Consider the following 16,890-nt stretch of genomic DNA (forward strand, 5'->3'; position numbering starts at 1 on the left):
ACCAAAAACCCCCCCCCCCCCCCCCCCCCCCCCCCCCCCCCCCCCCCCCCAACCCCCCCCCCCCCCCCCCCCCCCGGCCCCGCCCCCCCCCCCCCCCCCCCCCCGAAGCGCTTCTATTTGTCGATCAGCGCGGCAGCACCAGCACCTTGACCTCGCCTGGCGCAGGCGGATTGGCGATCACCGCAGCCGCCTCCTCAAGCGTCACCTGCCGGGAGATCAGCTTGTCGATCTCGATCGCACCCGAGGCGATGAGTTCGGCAGCCCGGCGATGCGTAAACGGATTGAGGAAAGAACCCAGCACCCTCAATTCCCGGAACAACAGGTCGAAAGGTTCGAATTCTGCTTTCATGCCTTGAGGCATCACGCCGACGACGACAACCGTGCCGCCGGCCCTGGCGAGTCGCATCGATTGCTCGACCGTCTCTCTTACGCCGGCGCATTCGAACACCACATCGACGCCGCCCGGCATGAGGCCCGACGGACCGACGACCGTGTCGATGATATCGCAAGCGATTGGATCGACCGTTGCCGTCGCGCCCAATTCTTTGGCAAGGGCACGCCGCGAGGCCTGACGCGTCGACAGGATGATTGTCGTCGCGCCGGCAAGCCTCGCCAGTTGCACGGTGAGCAGGCCGATCACGCCGCCGCCCAGCACGGCGACCGAGGAGCCGGGTCTGACCTGCGCCAGGTCCACGCCATGCAGGCAGCAGCCAAGCGGCTCGCAGAACGCGCCATGCGTCGGCCTCAGGTCGTTCGGGAGGAGGAAGACCTGCTTGTGAGGCAGCACGACATATTCGGCGAAGCCGCCATCGCGGCGGATGCCGATGGCAACCAGATTATGACAGAGATTGATGCGACCGGCGTGGCAGTGCGGACAGCGCCCACAGGCGATGTTGGGATCGCCGGTGACGCGATCGCCCACCGAAAAGCCGGACACGGCGGTACCAATCGCCTCGACGATCCCGGAGAATTCATGTCCGAGCGTCACCGGCGGCGTACACGGAAATTCGCCATGGAAAAGATGCCGGTCGGTGCCGCAGACGCCGCATGCCTCGATCCGCACCAGGAGATCGTCCGGCCCGGCCACGGGCTTGTCGACCTCCCGAAGGACGATGCTGCCGACGCCCTCCAGCCGCACCGCTTTCATGTCTGTGGAGCCTCCGGCATCAATTGAAACTCGGTGGTTTGGACAGATCGGGCGCTGGCGCTGCCGGCTTGGCAGCCGGCGTTTCACCGAAACTCGGCGGCTGCGACAGATCCGGTGCAGGCGCAGTCGGCGCCGTGCCGCCATCCGCTGGCGGAACGCCGAGCGGCGACAGGCTGGGCGTTTCCGGCACCTGGTAGTCGATCGTGCCCGGGTCCGCTGCCGTGCCCTTGTAGTGCATCACCATTTGCGGGAAGGCGATGGTCAAGCCGATCATGATCACCTGGATGCACACGAAGGGCACCGCCCCCCAATAGATCTGGCCGGTGGTTACCGGCGCGATCTTTTTGCCGGTGAGGCGATCGAGATAGGGCACCCGGGCGGCGACCGAACGCAGGTAGAACAGCGCGAAGCCGAATGGCGGGTGCATGAAGCTGGTCTGCATGTTGACGCCGAGCAGCACGCCGAACCAGATCAGGTCGATACCGAGCTTGTCGGCGGCCGGCGCCAAAAGCGGCACAATGATGAAGGCGAGTTCGAAGAAATCGAGGAAGAAGGCGAGCAGGAAGACGAGGATGTTGACGCCGATCAGGAAGCCGATCTCGCCGCCCGGCAGCGATGTCAGGAGGTGCTCGACCCAGACATGGCCGTTGACGCCGTAGAAAGTGAGCGAGAACACGCGCGCGCCGATCAGGATGAACAGCACGAACGACGACAGCCGCGTCGTCGACGCCAGCGCCTGCTTGATCACGTCCAGCGACAGCCGCCCCTTCATCGCCGCCATGATCAGTGCGCCGACAGCGCCCATGGCGCCGCCTTCGGTCGGCGTGGCGATGCCGAGGAAGATGGTGCCCAGCACCAGGAAGATCAGCGCCAGCGGCGGGATCAGCACTATGATCACCTGCTGCGCCAGCCGCGACATCATGTTGATCTTCAGGCGTTGGTCGGCGATTGCCACGACATAGATGGAGATCACGCCGATGGTGGCGCCAAGGATGTCGGCATTTTGCCCCTGCGAGGGCGCAAGATAGCGATAGGCCGCGTAGGAAACCACCACCGCCGCCAGCACCGCGACCAGCAGCGACAGGACACCGTGGCCGAGCGTGCGGGCCTCCAGCGGCAGGGCCGGCATCGAGTTCGGCCGAATGATCGACATGATCACGATGTACATCGTGTAAAGGCTGGTCAGAACCAGCCCCGGGATCAGCGCACCCGCATACATGTCGCCAACCGAGCGACCGAGCTGGTCGGCCAGAACGATCAGCACCAGCGACGGTGGAATGATCTGGGCGAGCGTGCCCGATGCGGCAATGACGCCGGATGCGACACGGCGGTCATAGCCGTAGCGCAGCATGATCGGCAGCGAGATCAGCCCCATGGCGATGACGGAAGCAGCCACCACGCCCGTGGTTGCGGCAAGCAACGCGCCGACGAAGATCACGGCATAGGCGAGGCCGCCGCGGATCGGTCCGAACAATTGGCCGATCGTGTCGAGAAGGTCCTCGGCCATGCCTGATCGTTCGAGCACGATGCCCATGAAGGTGAAGAACGGGATGGCCAGCAGCGTGTCGTTCGACATCACCCTGCTGCCGTAGAAATTATCCGGCAGCGCGTGCAGCAGTGGCCAGGCGAGATTGATCGATCCCCCCGAATAGGGTGACAGCACAACACCGATGAAGAAGAACAGCAGGCCGTTGGCGGCGAGCGAAAACGCCACCGGGTAGCCGATCAGCAGGAAGATGACCAGCGAGGCGAACATGATCGGCGCCATGTTCTGGGCGATGAACTCGATCACGAGCGCACCTCTTCGGCAAGCGCCTTCGCTTCGAGCTCGGCCTGTTCATGCACCGATATGAACGGTGTGGGATCGTCCATGTCGCCGCGCATGATGGCGATCTTCTTGATGATCTCGGAGATGCCCTGCAGCGCGAGCAGGAAAAAGCCGGCCAGCAGGATCGCCTTCGCCGGCCAGATGATCAGCCCGCCCGAATTGTTCGACATTTCGCCGCTGCGAAACGACAGCGACACATAGGGAACGAAATAGATCACCATCAGCGTAACGAACGGCATCAGGAAAAAGAGGTGACCGAAGAGGTCGATCCAGTGCTGCACGCGGCGCGAGAACATGCCGTAGACGACGTCGATGCGGATATGGTCGTTCTGCTTGAGCGTGTAGGCGGCGGCCAGCATGAAGGCGGCGCCGAACAAATACCACTGCAGTTCCAGCCAGGCGTTCGACGACATGTCGAACGTCTTTCGGATGACCGCATTGGCGGCACTGACCAGCACTGCCAGCAGGATCAGCCACGACACCCATTTGCCGATGAACTCGTTCACACGGTCAATGGTTCTGGATAGAGTGAGAAGCCCTGCCATACATTCCTCCCTTTACGCATCGGCCCGAAAATCGGTCTCGATTTTCGGAAAGCACGGTGCGTGACTCAAAGAATTAGCGGCGCGTCGATTCCCGCTTGTTTTCCGCCGCTTTGATGTGGCCCAACGGTATGCCGTGCGTGGCCCGGCGGGTCAACACAGGGCAGACCGAGTAAAACAATCTTGTGGCATGGGGAAGGGGCGAAACAGCCGCGGGAGGGATCATGCGTAAAAATCAAAGTGGCGTCTGCGGCTAGCGCTACCCAGGTTGGCGCAGTCAGACGATCTTGCTCTGGTCTCGCCCGGCGCCGATCAGCACCAGCATGGCGACGAGCAACAGATACATCCAGGCGTCGCGCCACTCGACCGGGAAATAGCCGGCCCACAGCGATTCGGCCATGCCGAAAGCGGCAGCGCCAAGTGCTGCCCGCAACGGCGAGAGATAGCCGCCCACCGCCGTCACGAACAGGATTTTCAGCCCGTAGACCAGGCCGGAGCCGAAGCTGATGTTGCCATAGTAGAGGCCGGCGAGGATACCGGCCAGCGCCGCGCAAAGGCCGCTGGCGAGCACCGCGTGCCGAAACACCGCGCGCACGTCGACGCCGCACATGGCGGCGGCTTTGGGGTCGTCGGACACGGCGCGCCAGCGCCGGCCGAAACTTGAGCGGGCGAACGCCCAGGAGGCGAGCACAATGGTTGCCACGACGATCCCGCAGTCGAGCAATTGGATAAGCGTCAGGGTGGCATTGAAGTTGGCCCCGTTCGCAAAAATGATGGGCTGGGCCAGCATTGGCGGCAGCCACAGATCATGCGTGTCAGCGGCGATGCGGCTTGCCTCCGACAGCAGCAGCAATATGCCCAGCGTCGTCACCACGATCGCATTGGGCGTGCGGTCGGCCAGCGGCTCGAAGATGCTGCGCGACAGGACATGGCTGATCAGCCCCGCATACAGGAACGCCGCGACAATACCGAGCGCGACGGCCGCGAACAGGGTCAGCCACAGGGCCTGATAGCCGATGGCCGCGGTGAGAATCATCGTCTGTCCGCAAAAGGCGAACAGCGCCCCATAGGCGAGGTTCGTCCGGTGCAGGATGCCGTTGGTCAGCACATAGCCGAAGGCGAGCAGGGCATAGAGCGCGCCGGAATGCAGCCCGTTCAGCACCTGCTGGAAGAAATAGAGCATGCCAATGTCCTTGGATCGCGGAGAACCGCGTCCGTGCGGAGCAGATTTGCATCGGCAATCTAACTTGTCAAACGCAGCTTATCGGTTAGAAATGGCGGCCATGACGGTTTCCTGGACCCCGCACCGCTTCACCGGCGGCCTTCTTGCACTCGACACGGCGAACACCGTCGTGCTGCGCGCCGATCCCCAAAAAACCTTCGACCGATTCAAGGATCCGGCGGAGATCGCCCGTTTCGCCGACGCGGCAAGCGTCTTTCGCGCCGCCGAGCTTGGCGGCAGGCGGCTCGAAGCGCCGTTCCCGGACAAGATCGCGCCGGTCGTGCTGGCGATCCGCGAGACGACCGACCGGCTGTTTCGCGGTGCGGTGTCCAAACGCGCGGTCGCCACAGGCGATCTGCCTGGCTTCCTGAAGGCCTGCGCCGAGGGTCTCGCGGACAGCCGCACCGAGATCGGTGCGGCGGGACGGCCGTTCGGCGATCCGGCGACACCCGTCGCCTTCGAGGCGGCACTGGCGGTTTCAGCACTGTCGCTGCTGCAGGCTGACACCGTCGCAAGGCTGAGGATCTGCCCCAATTGCAGCTGGTTGTTTCTCGACCGAAGCCGCAATTCCAGCCGTCGTTGGTGCGACATGGCGGTGTGCGGCAACCGCCAGAAGGCAAGTCGCCATTATCGCCGCCGAACGGCAGCCGGAGGGACCGCCAATGTCTAGGAAAATCTTGCGCCTGATCGTTGTCGGCGCCATGCTCGTGGCCGCGGCAACGCTCGGCGCCTGCCGCGATACCGGCAAGGACGGCGAAGGCAGATTGTTCGAGATTTCCGGCAGGCTGGTCGTCTTCAATTATCGCCTCGCAAGGGCAACCTTTGTCGTCACGCTGAGGCCGCTGCAGCCTATGGAGGAAGGACAGGTTGCGGTCGCCAGCTTCCAGAACCCAGCAGGCGGCGAGCCACTGATCGTCGAACAGAAAATTTGGCCGAAGCTCGGCAAGGTGTCGCTGGAGAGCCCGGCGCTTTCCTGCATCGTCAAGGACAAGCCCTATGCGATCTCGATCAGCATCAAGGATGCCAACGGTGCAATCCTCCAGAAGATCGACACCACGCTGATGTCGACGCAGGAGCAATCGGTCCTGCCCGACCGGCCACTGGTCATCGATCAGCTCTATACGCCCAATCCAGAGCTTGCCGGTCATCCGGACGGCAAGCTGCCGGGCGCGCCCAAGCCCGACTGTTCGAAGGCCGGCTGACTCGATATCGCCGGTATCGGTCGCGGCCGGAATTTTCCTGGCGCTGAATTTTCTTGGCGCTGACGGACCAATTGGTGCGCGTTTCTTACAGAATCGGGCGTGGACCGGATCGTTTGTTGCGCCTCGCTTGGCATCTTCGATTTTGTTTGACCTGCCCGGCAAGGGGAGAAACACTGCAGCCTCCAACTTCGACGTTGGCTGCGCTCGAACTGCGGCCTCCGCAGAGGAAATGCCTGATGACGCTGCATGATGTCGCGCTCGACGACAAGTTCGACCTGCGAAAGGAGCGCATCTTCCTTTCCGGCGCGCAGGCGGTCATCCGCATGCTTTTGATGCAGCGCGAGCGCGACCGCCGGGCTGGCCTGAACACCGCTGGCTTCGTCTCCGGCTATCGCGGCTCGCCGCTCGGCGGCCTCGACATGCAGCTTTGGAAGGCCAGGAAGCAGCTCGCCCAGTCGGACATCGTCTTCCAACCCGGCCTCAACGAGGAACTCGCGGCCACCGCCTGCTGGGGATCGCAGCAGGCCGAATTGCAGGGCGAGGGCACGCATGACGGCGTCTTTTCGGTCTGGTACGGCAAGGGACCGGGCGTCGACCGCTCCGGCGACGTCTTCCGCCATGCCAATCTCGCCGGCTCGTCAAGGCATGGCGGCGTGCTCGCCCTGATGGGCGACGACCACATGGCCGAATCCTCGACCAACGCGCACGCGACCGAGTTCCTGTTTGTCGACACCATGGTGCCGATCCTCAATCCGGCCGGGGTCCAGGAGATCATCGACTATGGGCTCTATGGCATTGCCATGTCGCGCTTCGCCGGCACCTGGGCGGCGATCAAATGCGTCAAGGACAACATCGAATCGACGGCTTCGGTCGATGCCGCGCTCGAACGGCTTGATATCGTCGTCCCGGACTTCGACATGCCGCCCGGCGGCCTCAACATCCGCAACGAGATCGATATGCTCGGCCAGGAGGAGCGACTGCATGAATACAAACGCGCCGCCGCTTCGGCCTTTATCCACGCCAACGGGCTGAATCGGATCGTCTATTCCGGCGGCAGTGGCCCGAAGCTTGGCATCGTCACCGTCGGCAAGAGCTATCTTGACGTTCGCCAGGCGCTGGAAGACATCGGCGTCGACGAAGCCGCCGCCAACCGCATCGGTATCAGGCTGTTCAAGGTTGGCTGCCCGTGGCCGCTCGACCTGCAGCACATCACCGACTTCGCTCGCGGCCTCGACACCATCGTCGTCGTCGAGGAGAAACGCTCGCTGATCGAGGTGCAACTGCGCGAGAACCTTTACGGCACCGCCATGCAGCCGGTCATCGTCGGCAAGAAGGACGAGCGCGGCGACGGGCTGTTCCCGGCCAAGGGCGCGCTCGATCCCAACGACATCGCCATCGCGCTCGGCGAGAGAATCTTGCGGACGATCGGTCCGTCGGACGAGATCGCCGCGCGGGTGGCGAAACTTCGCCAGTTCCAGGCGATGCTCGCCGAGACAACAGATATTGCCTCGCGCACGCCCTTCTTCTGCTCCGGCTGTCCGCACAATTCCTCGACCAAGGTGCCCGACGGCTCGCTCGCCGCCGCTGGCATCGGCTGCCATTTCATGGCGCTGTGGATGGATCGCAACACCGTAGGTTTCACCGCCATGGGCGGTGAGGGCGCGCAATGGGTCGGCCAGGCGCCGTTCTCGAAGCGCGACCACATCTTCCAGAATCTCGGCGACGGCACCTACAACCACTCAGGCGCGCTGGCGATCCGCTTCGCGCTGTCGACCGACGCCAACATCACCTACAAGATCCTCTACAACGACGCCGTTGCCATGACCGGCGGCCAGCCGCACGAGGGTGGCCTGACCGTGGACATGATTGCCAGGCAGGTGCGGGCCGAGGGCGTCGAGCGGATCGCCATCGTCACCGACGAGCCGGCCAAATATACCGGCAAGGTCGAATTCCCCGCCGGCGCCACCATCCATCACCGCGACGACCTCGACCTCGTGCAGCGCGAATTGCGCGCGGTCAGGGGCACATCCGTGCTGATCTACGACCAGACCTGCGCCGCCGAAAAGCGCCGCCGCCGCAAGCGCGGCACCTTCCCCGATCCCGACAAACGCGTCTTCATCAACGAACTGGTCTGCGAAGGCTGCGGCGATTGTGGGGTACAGTCGAACTGTGTGTCGATCCAGCCGGTCGAGACCGAATTCGGCCGCAAGCGCAAGATCGATCAGTCGAGCTGCAACAAGGATTTCTCCTGCATCAACGGCTTCTGTCCGTCCTTCGTCACCGTGCATGGCGCCAAGATCAGGAAGACCGAGGGTATGGCCGGCACCACCGATCCGCTCGACGGCGTGCCCACGCCCGCGGAATTCCCGCTCGGTGACCAAGGCTGGGCGGCGATCATCGACGGCGTCGGCGGCACCGGCGTCGTCACCATCGGCGCGGTGCTTGGCATGGCGGCTCATCTCGAAGACAAGGGCTGCGGCATGATCGACATGGCCGGGCTTGCCCAGAAGGGCGGCTCGGTGTTCACCCATGTCCGCATCGCGCGCAGCCCGCGCGATATCCATGCCATCCGCGTTTCGGCCGGCAAGGCAGACCTTGTGCTTGGCTGCGACCTCGTCGTGTCGGGCGCCCAAAAGGTGCTCGCCGCGGTGCGCGAAGGCCACACGATCTTCCTCGCCAACACCGCGGAGATCATGCCCGGCGAGTTTACCCGGTCGGCCGATTTCTCGCTGCCGGTTGAGCGGCTGAAAAAGGCGATCCGCACTGCCGCCGGCGACGACAAGGCGCATTTTTTCGATGCCACCCGCACCGCCACCGCGCTGTTCGGCAGCTCGCTCGGCGCTAACATGTTCATGCTCGGCTTCGCTTTTCAGCATGGCGGCTTGCCGCTGTCTGCCGAGGCAGTCGAAAAGGCGATCGAGCTCAACGGCCAGTCGGTGGCGATGAACGTCTCAGCCTTCCGTTGGGGCCGCCGCGCCGCCCACCAGCCGGATTTCGTGCGCGCCCTCGTCGTCCAGCCGGGCACGGCTGCACAGAACACCGCTGTCGCCGAAACGCTCGATAACGTCATCGTCCGCCGCGTCGCCTTCCTCACCGCCTATCAGAACGCCGCCTATGGCAAGCGCTATGCCGACAGAGTGGCTGCGCTGCGCAAGGCCGAAGCCAGCGTGGCGCCCGGTTCGACTGATGTGACCGAGGCCGCCGCGAGGAACCTGTTCAAGCTGATGGCGATCAAGGACGAGTACGAGGTGGCAAGGCTCTACACCGATGGCTCCTTTGCCGCTGAACTGGGCAAGCAGTTCCAGAGCTACGACAAACTCGAATTCCATCTCGCGCCGCCGATCATGGCCAGGCGCGGCAAGGACGGCAAGCCGAGGAAGTCGAGCTTCGGTCCCTGGATGATGAAGGGATTCCGCCTGCTGGCAGCGATGAAAGGCTTACGCGGCACGGTCTTCGATGTGTTCGGCTACAGCTCCGAAAGGCGTATGGAACGGTGGCTTCTCGCGCAGTACGAGGCCGACCTGGAGCTTGTCGCCGGCGCGCTAGCGCCAGGCAAGGTCGAGGCCGCGGCAGCGCTTGCCTCGGTGCCGGCGCTCATTCGCGGCTATGGTCACGTCAGGCGGGCCAGCGCCGAAAAGGCCGCCGGCGAGCGCCTGAGGCTGCTCGATCGCCTGGCGAAGACACTGGCTCGGCCGGAACTCCAGGCGGCCGAGTGAATGCCTTATCTGAAGAAACTCAACAGGCTTGACGCAGGCCCGAGATGGCCCCTCTAAACCTTTCTTAATGCGGTTATGACATGACTGCGGTTCGCGCGACACCGCAAGGTCATGAACATAGATCGACCCGACGACATATCCGAGGACGTATACGTTGGCTTCGTTCGTTCGCTGTTTCGCGACGCGGGCATCTTGCTCGTTGGCGCCTTCACGCAAGGCGCTATGGCCTTGCTCGTGTATTGGAAAACGTCTGCGGCCATCTATCTCGCTCTCGCCATCCTGATGGTCGCCGCTAGCATCGGCCGTTATCTTGCGATCCGGAGGGTCAGTCCCGACACCATCGTCACCTACGAATCCGCGCTTGCCTGGGAACGCTACTACATTGTTGCCGGGACGATTCATGGGTCCGCGGTCGGACTTTTCGCGTTCGTATGCCTCTACGTGGTTCCGGACCTGTTTGGCGAGATTGCAGCGGTGTCGCTGGTGTTGGCAAGCACCATCACCATCGCCGGCCGCAATTTCGGCTCCCGAAAGATGGTCGCCATCCTGTCCGTGTCCGTGGTCGCGCCGATTGCGGTCGGCCTGATGCTGAAGGGCGACGTGTACAATGTCATTTTGGGCCTCTTCGTCATCCCCTTCATGTTCACCATCAACAAGATGGCGCATCTTGTGCGAAAGGTGCTGTTTACAGCAATCAGCGAAGAGAAGAAGGCGAACCGCCTCGCCCAGCGCTTCAATCGGGCGCTGAACACCATGTCGCACGGGCTTGTCATGCTCGGCCCTGATGGCCGGGTGGTGGTGGCCAATGCCGAAGCCGCGCACCTGATGTCGCTCAAGTCGCCGGACGCGCTGCTCGGGCGATCGATCCACGGCCTGCTGATGCGCGGCGTTGCCGGCGGCATGTTGGCGCCGAAGGACTGCCGCTACATCGAGGCCCAGCTCACGCGCGCCCTGCGCGAGGGCCGCGACCGCAAGGTTCTCGTCTCGCTCGCGAACGGGCAGCACTATGAGTTCTCGGCGCGTGAGGGCAGCCAGGAACTGGGCGTCATCACCTTCGAGGATGTGACGGCCCGCGTCGAGGCAGAAAGCAAGATCCGCTTCATGGCGCGCTACGACAGCCTCACCGGCCTGCCCAACCGCGCCTATTTCCAGGAGTTGATCGGAGAGGCGATGGCATCCGGCGATCTCGAGCGTCTCTGCGGGCTCGCCGTGCTCGACCTCGACGACTTCAAGAACGTCAACGACACGCTTGGCCACCCGGTCGGCGACGGATTGATCTACGCCGTCGCGGAGCGGCTGGCAGCGATCGCCGGACCAGGCGTCACCGTCAGCCGTTTCGGCGGCGACGAGTTCATGATCTTTTTCGATCGCGTTGAGGATGAGAGCCACCTGACCAGCCAAATCGACGGGATTTTCGATGAACTGCAGGGCGAGGTCGACGTCGCCGGCCATGGGCTGCGCATCCAGGCCAGCGGTGGCGCGGTGCTTTCGCGGGTCAGGGACACCGATGTCGACGCCATGATCGTCAAGGCGGACCTCGCGCTCTACAAGGCCAAGGAACTCGGCAAGAACACTTGGCGGTTGTTCCAGGCCTCGATGGATGCGGCATTTCGCGATCGTCAGCTGATGAAGGCGGATCTGCGCACCGCAGTGGAAAGCAAGGCGCTGCGGGTGGTCTATCAGCCGATCGTCGCGATGAGCACGATGCGGATCGCCAGTTGCGAGGCGCTGTGTCGTTGGGATCACCCCGATCTCGGACCGATCTCGCCCAGCATCTTCATTCCGCTGGCCGAAGAAATGGGCATCATTTCCGAGATCAGCACATTTGTCCTGCAGGCGGCATGTGCCGAATGCGTCAAATGGCCCGACCCGACCAGCGTCTCGGTCAACCTTTCGGCCAAGGATTTCCGCAGCAGTGGCATCGTCCAGAAAGTCCGTGATGCGCTCGCCAACTCCGGCCTCGCCGCTGGCCGCTTGGAAATCGAGGTCACCGAGACCGCGCTTCTCGACGACAAATCGCTGACGCGTCAGTATATCGAGGAGCTGAAACGGCTTGGCGTGTGCATTGCGCTAGACGACTTCGGCACAGGCTATTCGAGCTTGAGCTATCTCCACAAGCTGCCGCTCGACAAGGTCAAGATTGACCGCTCGTTCCTGATGGACGTCACCCACAACCCGAGTTCGCTCGCGCTGTTGAAGGGCGTGGTCGAACTCATCAGAGTTCTCGGTCTTAACGTAACTATCGAGGGCGTTGAGACATACGAGCAGCTCAAAATTCTGACGCATTCTATCAAGCCGGATATGGTCCAGGGCTTTTTGTTTGGTTCAGCGCTGACAGCGTCCGGCATCGGAACGATGGCTACCACGGTCTGGCCATTCGCCATCGATAAAAAGCCAGCGGGCAAACGTGCGCTTAGCTGATTTCCGCGCTTCATTTTCGACCAACTTGACCAGACGTGCCGCGGCGGCAAGTTAAGGTTAATATTAGGTAAACGACTTCGATTGGATTTCCATCTTTTATGCCACAACCGCACACGATAGGTTTTCAGGGAAGATGGCAGAAGGGAATTGTATTGTGGCGGTATCCGATGGGGTTGTTCATGTGGATGACCGACCGACCGACCTCAGCGGGATGTCTTCCTTCTCGCGCAATGTTTCGACCCTTCTTGAGCGCGTGGAATACAGGCGCTGCGAAAGCGGTGAAGACATGGAGGCGATTTACCGGCTTCGCTACAAGGCTTACCGGCTGAACGGCTTTCTGCCTGAATCCAGCGACCAGATGATGATGGATGCGCTCGACGACACGCCGAACTGTTATCGCTTTGGTGTCTTCGTCGACAATTCCCTCGTGTGTACGCTCCGTCTTCATCATCTGACACCAAGCGAACCTTACGCGCCCGCAATGACCAGATTTGGCGATCTGCTTCATCCGCGGCTGCTTCGCGGCGAATCCTTCGTCAATCCGACGCTCCTGGCAGCCGACCCGGACTTCATATCGATGCATCGTGCCCTGCCTTACGTTACGTTGCGGCTAGCACTAATTGCCAGCGTCCACTTCCAGGTGACGGCCTGTCTCGGCGTGATCCGCAAGGAACACACGGCTTTCTACCAGCGGACTTTCGGTGCCGTGCAAGTGGGGCAACCGAGAGACTATCCTCCATTCACCGTTCCCGTGGTGCTCTATGACGCGAACTACGAGATCAATTTGGAGCGGGTACTCCAGCGTTTCCCATTCTTTCGGTCGACGCCGATGGAGCAGCGCATGCTGTTTGAGACACCTGGTGCCGGTGAACTCGCGCCGCTGACCATTCTGCCGACCGCCAAATACTACCGCGAAGCCGCCTGACAATTGGCAAATTTAAAGCGCGGCTGGAGCTTTCAGGCCGCTTCGGCGTTCTGGGAGGCGCGCCGGTGGTGCGTGGGCGACGTCAATCTGCGTCGCTTCGGCGGAAATTCTATAGAGAGGAACCCGACATGACCATTCCCACGCTCGCGCTCACTCCGTTGATCTCGCTGATTGCCGGCGTGCTGATCCTGGTGATGCCGCGACTCCTCAATTACATCGTCGCGCTCTACCTGATCGTCGTCGGCCTGCTTGGGCTGTTTCCGCAACTCGCCGGCTGAAAATGTCGGCAGGCGCGGCGCGTTAGCCGGAAAGCAAGTGCGAGGCGGCAGCCGCGAGCGCCTCCGAAACGACATCCTGCATCTGGCGGCTCCAATTTTCTTTTGAGGCTGTTGTCTCCAGCGATGCGGCAATAGCGCCATTGCCCTCGGCCTGGCTTTTCGCTATGTGCCTGAAAGATGTCTTCGAAGGGGTATTCCTATGGCTGATCACTCGCCGACCGGTCCTGTCGAACTAGGCGCGAAGATGGACTATGCCGAGCACGACCGCACCTATGCCGGCTTTATCATGCTCGCCAAATACGGGTCGCTGTTTTGCGCCGCCGTGCTTCTGGCAATGGCTTTTGGTTTCTTTGCGGGCGGCTTCTTCTCGGGCTTTGTCCTGTTCGTTCTGATCCTCGCCGTCGGCGCTTTCATTCTCCGGTAAATTCTTCAAAACCCCCTTGCCCGCGACATCGCCGGAAGTTCGGTCGGCGTCCTGCGCAGACAGGTTCCAGCCGAAAGGATCATGCGGTGGGACAGACGGTTTTCATCCCTCGTGAGCTCGATGCGAACGAGCCGCGTGTTGCTGCCTCTCCCGACACGGTGAAGCGGCTGGCGGGGCTGGGATTTGACATCATCGTCGAAAGCGGCGCCGGCACGGCATCGCGCATTCCCGACGAGGAGTTCGCCAAGGCCGGCGCTGTGATTGGTAAGGCCGGCGATGTCGCCAAGGCCGATGTGGTGCTGAAGGTGCGCCGGCCTGATGAGACGGAGCTGAAGGCCTATCGCCCGGGCACCGCCGTCATCGCCATCATCGATCCCTATGGCAACGATGCCGCCGTCGATGCTCTGGCAAGGGCCGGCGTCACCGCCTTCTCGATGGAGTTCATGCCGCGCATCACGCGCGCCCAATCGATGGACGTCCTGTCCAGCCAGGCCAACCTCGCCGGCTACCAGGCGGTGATCGACGCGGCTGCCGAATATGACCGGGCGCTGCCGATGATGATGACGGCGGCGGGCACTGTGCCGGCGGCGAAAGCTTTCGTCATGGGCGTCGGCGTCGCCGGCCTGCAGGCGATCGCTACTGCGCGTCGTCTCGGCGCCGTCGTCACCGCCACCGACGTGCGTCCCGCCGCCAAGGAACAGGTTGCCTCGCTGGGGGCAAAGTTCCTGGCGGTCGAGGACGAGGAGTTCAAGGCGGCCGAGACGGCTGGCGGCTACGCCAAGGAAATGTCGAAGGAGTATCAGGCCAAGCAAGCCACGCTGACCGCCGAGCACATCGCCAAGCAGGACATCGTCATCACCACGGCGCTGATTCCCGGCCGTCCGGCGCCGAAGCTCGTTTCGGCCGCGATGGTCGCCTCTATGAAGCCGGGCTCGGTGATCGTCGACCTGGCGGTCGAGCGCGGCGGCAATGTCGAGGGCGCCGTGCCCGGGCAGGTGGTGACCACGGCCAACGGCGTGAAAATCGTCGGCCATCTCAACGTGCCGGGCCGCGTCGCTGCCTCCGCCTCGCTGCTCTATGCCAGGAACCTCTTTGCGTTCCTCGAGACGCTGGTCGACAAGTCCGCGAAGACGCTCGCCATCAACCGCGACGATGAACTGGTCAAGGCGACGATGCTGACCGATGGTGGCCAGGTCGTGCATCCGGCCTTCGCCGGCAAGCCGGCGGTGTTGATCGCCTCGGCTGAGCCTGCGAAGCCCGCCGCTGCAAAAGATCCAGCCCTGCCAAAGAAAGCTGCCGCATCCAGGAAAGCTGCCGCACCCAAATCGCCGGCTAATAAGTCGAAAGGGATCGCGTGATGGACCAGACCCTACAAAAAGCCCTCGACCAGCTCGACCAGGCTACCGCCGCCGTCCGGCTCGCTGTGCAGGATCTGGCCACAGCTCCAGGCGGCGATGCGGCGGGCGACGCCGCGCACGCGCTGTCCGGCGGGGCAATCGATCCGTTCGTCTTCCGCTTCGCCATTTTCGTGCTGGCGATCTTCGTCGGCTATTACGTCGTCTGGTCGGTGACGCCGGCGCTGCACACGCCGCTGATGGCCGTCACCAACGCCATTTCCTCGGTCATCGTCGTCGGCGCGCTGCTTGCCGTCGGAATCTCGGCGTCCGGCATCGCCACCGGCTTCGGTTTCGTCGCGCTGATGCTGGTCTCGGTCAACATCTTCGGCGGCTTCCTCGTCACCCAGCGCATGCTGGCGATGTACAAGAAGAAGGACAAGTAGAGGGCCATGAACGCCAACTTCGCCTCCTTCCTCTATCTGGTCTCCGGCATCCTGTTCATCCTGGCATTGCGCGGCCTGTCGCACCCGACGACGAGCCGCCAGGGCAACATGTACGGCATGATCGGCATGGGCATCGCCATTGTCACCACGCTGGCTCTGGCGACCCCTTCGGCGGGAGGCTTCGGCCTCATCGTGCTCGGTCTCTTGATCGGCGGCTCGGTCGGCGCGGTCACCGCACGGCGCATCGCCATGACCTCGATGCCGCAGCTGGTCGCCGCCTTCCATTCGCTGGTTGGGCTTGCTGCCGTCATGGTGGCGGCTGCCGCCGTCTATGCGCCGGAAAGTTTTGACATCGGCACGGTCGCCGACATCCACGCCCAGGCGCTGATCGAGATGAGCATCGGCGTCGCCATCGGCGCCATCACCTTCACCGGCTCGGTCATCGCCTTCCTAAAACTCGACGGCCGCATGTCGGGCAAGCCGATCATGATCGGCGGCCGCCATTTCATCAACGCCGCCCTCGGCATCGGGCTGATCGTGCTGATCGTGCTGCTCGTCACCACCGAGTCCAAGCTGGTGTTCTGGCTGATCGTGGCGGCGTCGCTTGTCCTTGGCGTCCTTCTCATCATCCCGATCGGCGGCGCCGACATGCCGGTGGTCGTCTCGATGCTGAATTCCTATTCGGGCTGGGCGGCTGCGGCACTCGGCTTCACACTGGGCAATCTGGCGCTGATCATCACCGGCGCACTGGTCGGCTCGTCCGGCGCGATCCTGTCCTACATCATGTGCAAGGGCATGAACCGGTCGTTCATCTCGGTCATCCTCGGCGGCTTCGGCGGCGAGACTTCCGTCACTGCCGACGACGGCATCGAGCGCACGGTCAAGCAGGGTTCGGCCGACGATGCCGCCTATCTGATGATGAACGCGCAGAAGGTCATCATCGTGCCGGGCTACGGCATGGCGGTCGCCCAGGCGCAGCATGCGCTGCGCGAGATGGCCGACAAGCTCAAGGCCAATGGCGTCGACGTGAAATACGCCATTCATCCGGTCGCCGGCCGCATGCCCGGCCACATGAACGTGCTGCTGGCCGAAGCCAACGTGCCTTACGACGAAGTGTTCGAACTCGAGGACATCAACTCCGAATTCGCGCAGGCTGACGTCGCCTATGTCATCGGCGCCAACGACGTCACCAACCCGTCCGCCCGCGACGACAAGTCGTCGCCGATCTACGGCATGCCGATCCTCGATGTCGACAAGGCCCGCACCTGTCTGTTCGTCAAGCGCTCGCTCGGCTCCGGCTATGCCGGCATTGACAACACGCTGTTCTACAAGGACGGCACCATGATGCTGCTCGGCGACGCCAAGAAGATGACCGAAGAGATCGTCAAGGCGATGGATCACTGAT

At 63.0% G+C, this 16,890-nt stretch carries 14 protein-coding genes; 10 read left to right on the plus strand and 4 right to left on the minus strand.

Annotated features, from left to right (window positions below; translation table 11 throughout):
- Positions 1-124: 124 nt before the first annotated feature.
- From AC0L2A_RS30315 to AC0L2A_RS30330, 4 genes are all read right to left on the minus strand, one after another.
- Complete coding sequence (locus tag AC0L2A_RS30315) at positions 125-1,147, minus strand: zinc-dependent alcohol dehydrogenase family protein (RefSeq protein WP_473611915.1); 1,023 nt, start codon at positions 1,145-1,147, stop codon at positions 125-127.
- A gap of 19 nt (positions 1,148-1,166) precedes the next feature.
- On the minus strand, positions 1,167-2,939 hold the full coding sequence (locus tag AC0L2A_RS30320) for a TRAP transporter large permease (protein WP_473611916.1): 1,773 nt from the start codon (positions 2,937-2,939) through the stop codon (positions 1,167-1,169).
- Positions 2,936-3,520, minus strand: coding sequence for a TRAP transporter small permease subunit (locus AC0L2A_RS30325; protein WP_292408111.1), 585 nt, complete (start codon positions 3,518-3,520; stop codon positions 2,936-2,938). The genes AC0L2A_RS30320 and AC0L2A_RS30325 overlap by 4 nt, the downstream gene beginning before the upstream one ends.
- Before the next feature lie 274 nt (positions 3,521-3,794).
- Complete coding sequence (locus tag AC0L2A_RS30330; RefSeq protein WP_473611918.1) at positions 3,795-4,700, minus strand: branched-chain amino acid ABC transporter permease; 906 nt, start codon at positions 4,698-4,700, stop codon at positions 3,795-3,797.
- Positions 4,701-4,800: 100 nt separating this feature from the next.
- On the opposite strand from AC0L2A_RS30330, the gene AC0L2A_RS30335 reads away from it, so the two are divergent.
- The 10 genes from AC0L2A_RS30335 to AC0L2A_RS30380 all read left to right on the plus strand — a co-directional run bounded on the left by AC0L2A_RS30335 (position 4,801) and on the right by AC0L2A_RS30380 (position 16,889).
- Positions 4,801-5,409, plus strand: a complete 609-nt coding sequence (locus AC0L2A_RS30335) for a CGNR zinc finger domain-containing protein (protein WP_473611919.1) — start codon at positions 4,801-4,803, stop codon at positions 5,407-5,409.
- The gene (locus AC0L2A_RS30340; RefSeq protein ID WP_473611921.1) at positions 5,402-5,941 is read left to right on the plus strand and encodes a hypothetical protein; all 540 of its coding nucleotides are present in this window, start codon (positions 5,402-5,404) and stop codon (positions 5,939-5,941) included. The genes AC0L2A_RS30335 and AC0L2A_RS30340 overlap by 8 nt, the downstream gene beginning before the upstream one ends.
- 236 nt (positions 5,942-6,177) lie before the next feature.
- Positions 6,178-9,657 carry an indolepyruvate ferredoxin oxidoreductase family protein gene (locus AC0L2A_RS30345; RefSeq protein WP_473611922.1) on the plus strand — a complete coding sequence of 1,160 codons (3,480 nt, stop codon included), beginning with the start codon at positions 6,178-6,180 and terminating at the stop codon, positions 9,655-9,657.
- Positions 9,658-9,768: 111 nt separating this feature from the next.
- Entirely contained in the window at positions 9,769-12,078 is a 2,310-nt protein-coding gene (locus AC0L2A_RS30350; RefSeq protein ID WP_473611924.1) for a putative bifunctional diguanylate cyclase/phosphodiesterase, read from the plus strand.
- 154 nt (positions 12,079-12,232) lie between these two features.
- On the plus strand, positions 12,233-13,003 hold the full coding sequence (locus AC0L2A_RS30355) for an N-acyl amino acid synthase FeeM domain-containing protein (protein ID WP_236393447.1): 771 nt from the start codon (positions 12,233-12,235) through the stop codon (positions 13,001-13,003).
- A gap of 128 nt (positions 13,004-13,131) precedes the next feature.
- A complete protein-coding gene (locus tag AC0L2A_RS30360; RefSeq protein WP_023796799.1) occupies positions 13,132-13,281 on the plus strand; it encodes a DUF3096 domain-containing protein in 150 nt (49 codons plus the stop codon).
- 199 nt (positions 13,282-13,480) lie between these two features.
- Positions 13,481-13,705 carry an aa3-type cytochrome c oxidase subunit IV gene (locus AC0L2A_RS30365; RefSeq protein ID WP_023796798.1) on the plus strand — a complete coding sequence of 75 codons (225 nt, stop codon included), beginning with the start codon at positions 13,481-13,483 and terminating at the stop codon, positions 13,703-13,705.
- Positions 13,706-13,791: 86 nt separating this feature from the next.
- The gene (locus tag AC0L2A_RS30370) at positions 13,792-15,063 is read left to right on the plus strand and encodes a Re/Si-specific NAD(P)(+) transhydrogenase subunit alpha (protein ID WP_473611925.1); all 1,272 of its coding nucleotides are present in this window, start codon (positions 13,792-13,794) and stop codon (positions 15,061-15,063) included.
- A complete protein-coding gene (locus AC0L2A_RS30375; protein WP_473611926.1) occupies positions 15,063-15,485 on the plus strand; it encodes a proton-translocating transhydrogenase family protein in 423 nt (140 codons plus the stop codon). The genes AC0L2A_RS30370 and AC0L2A_RS30375 overlap by 1 nt, the downstream gene beginning before the upstream one ends.
- Positions 15,486-15,491: 6 nt before the next feature.
- Positions 15,492-16,889: an NAD(P)(+) transhydrogenase (Re/Si-specific) subunit beta gene (locus AC0L2A_RS30380; RefSeq protein WP_473611928.1), complete on the plus strand. Its 1,398-nt coding sequence runs from the start codon at positions 15,492-15,494 to the stop codon at positions 16,887-16,889.
- Position 16,890: the final 1 nt, after the last annotated feature.

The sequence above is a fragment of the Mesorhizobium sp. WSM4844 genome (assembly GCF_055811775.1).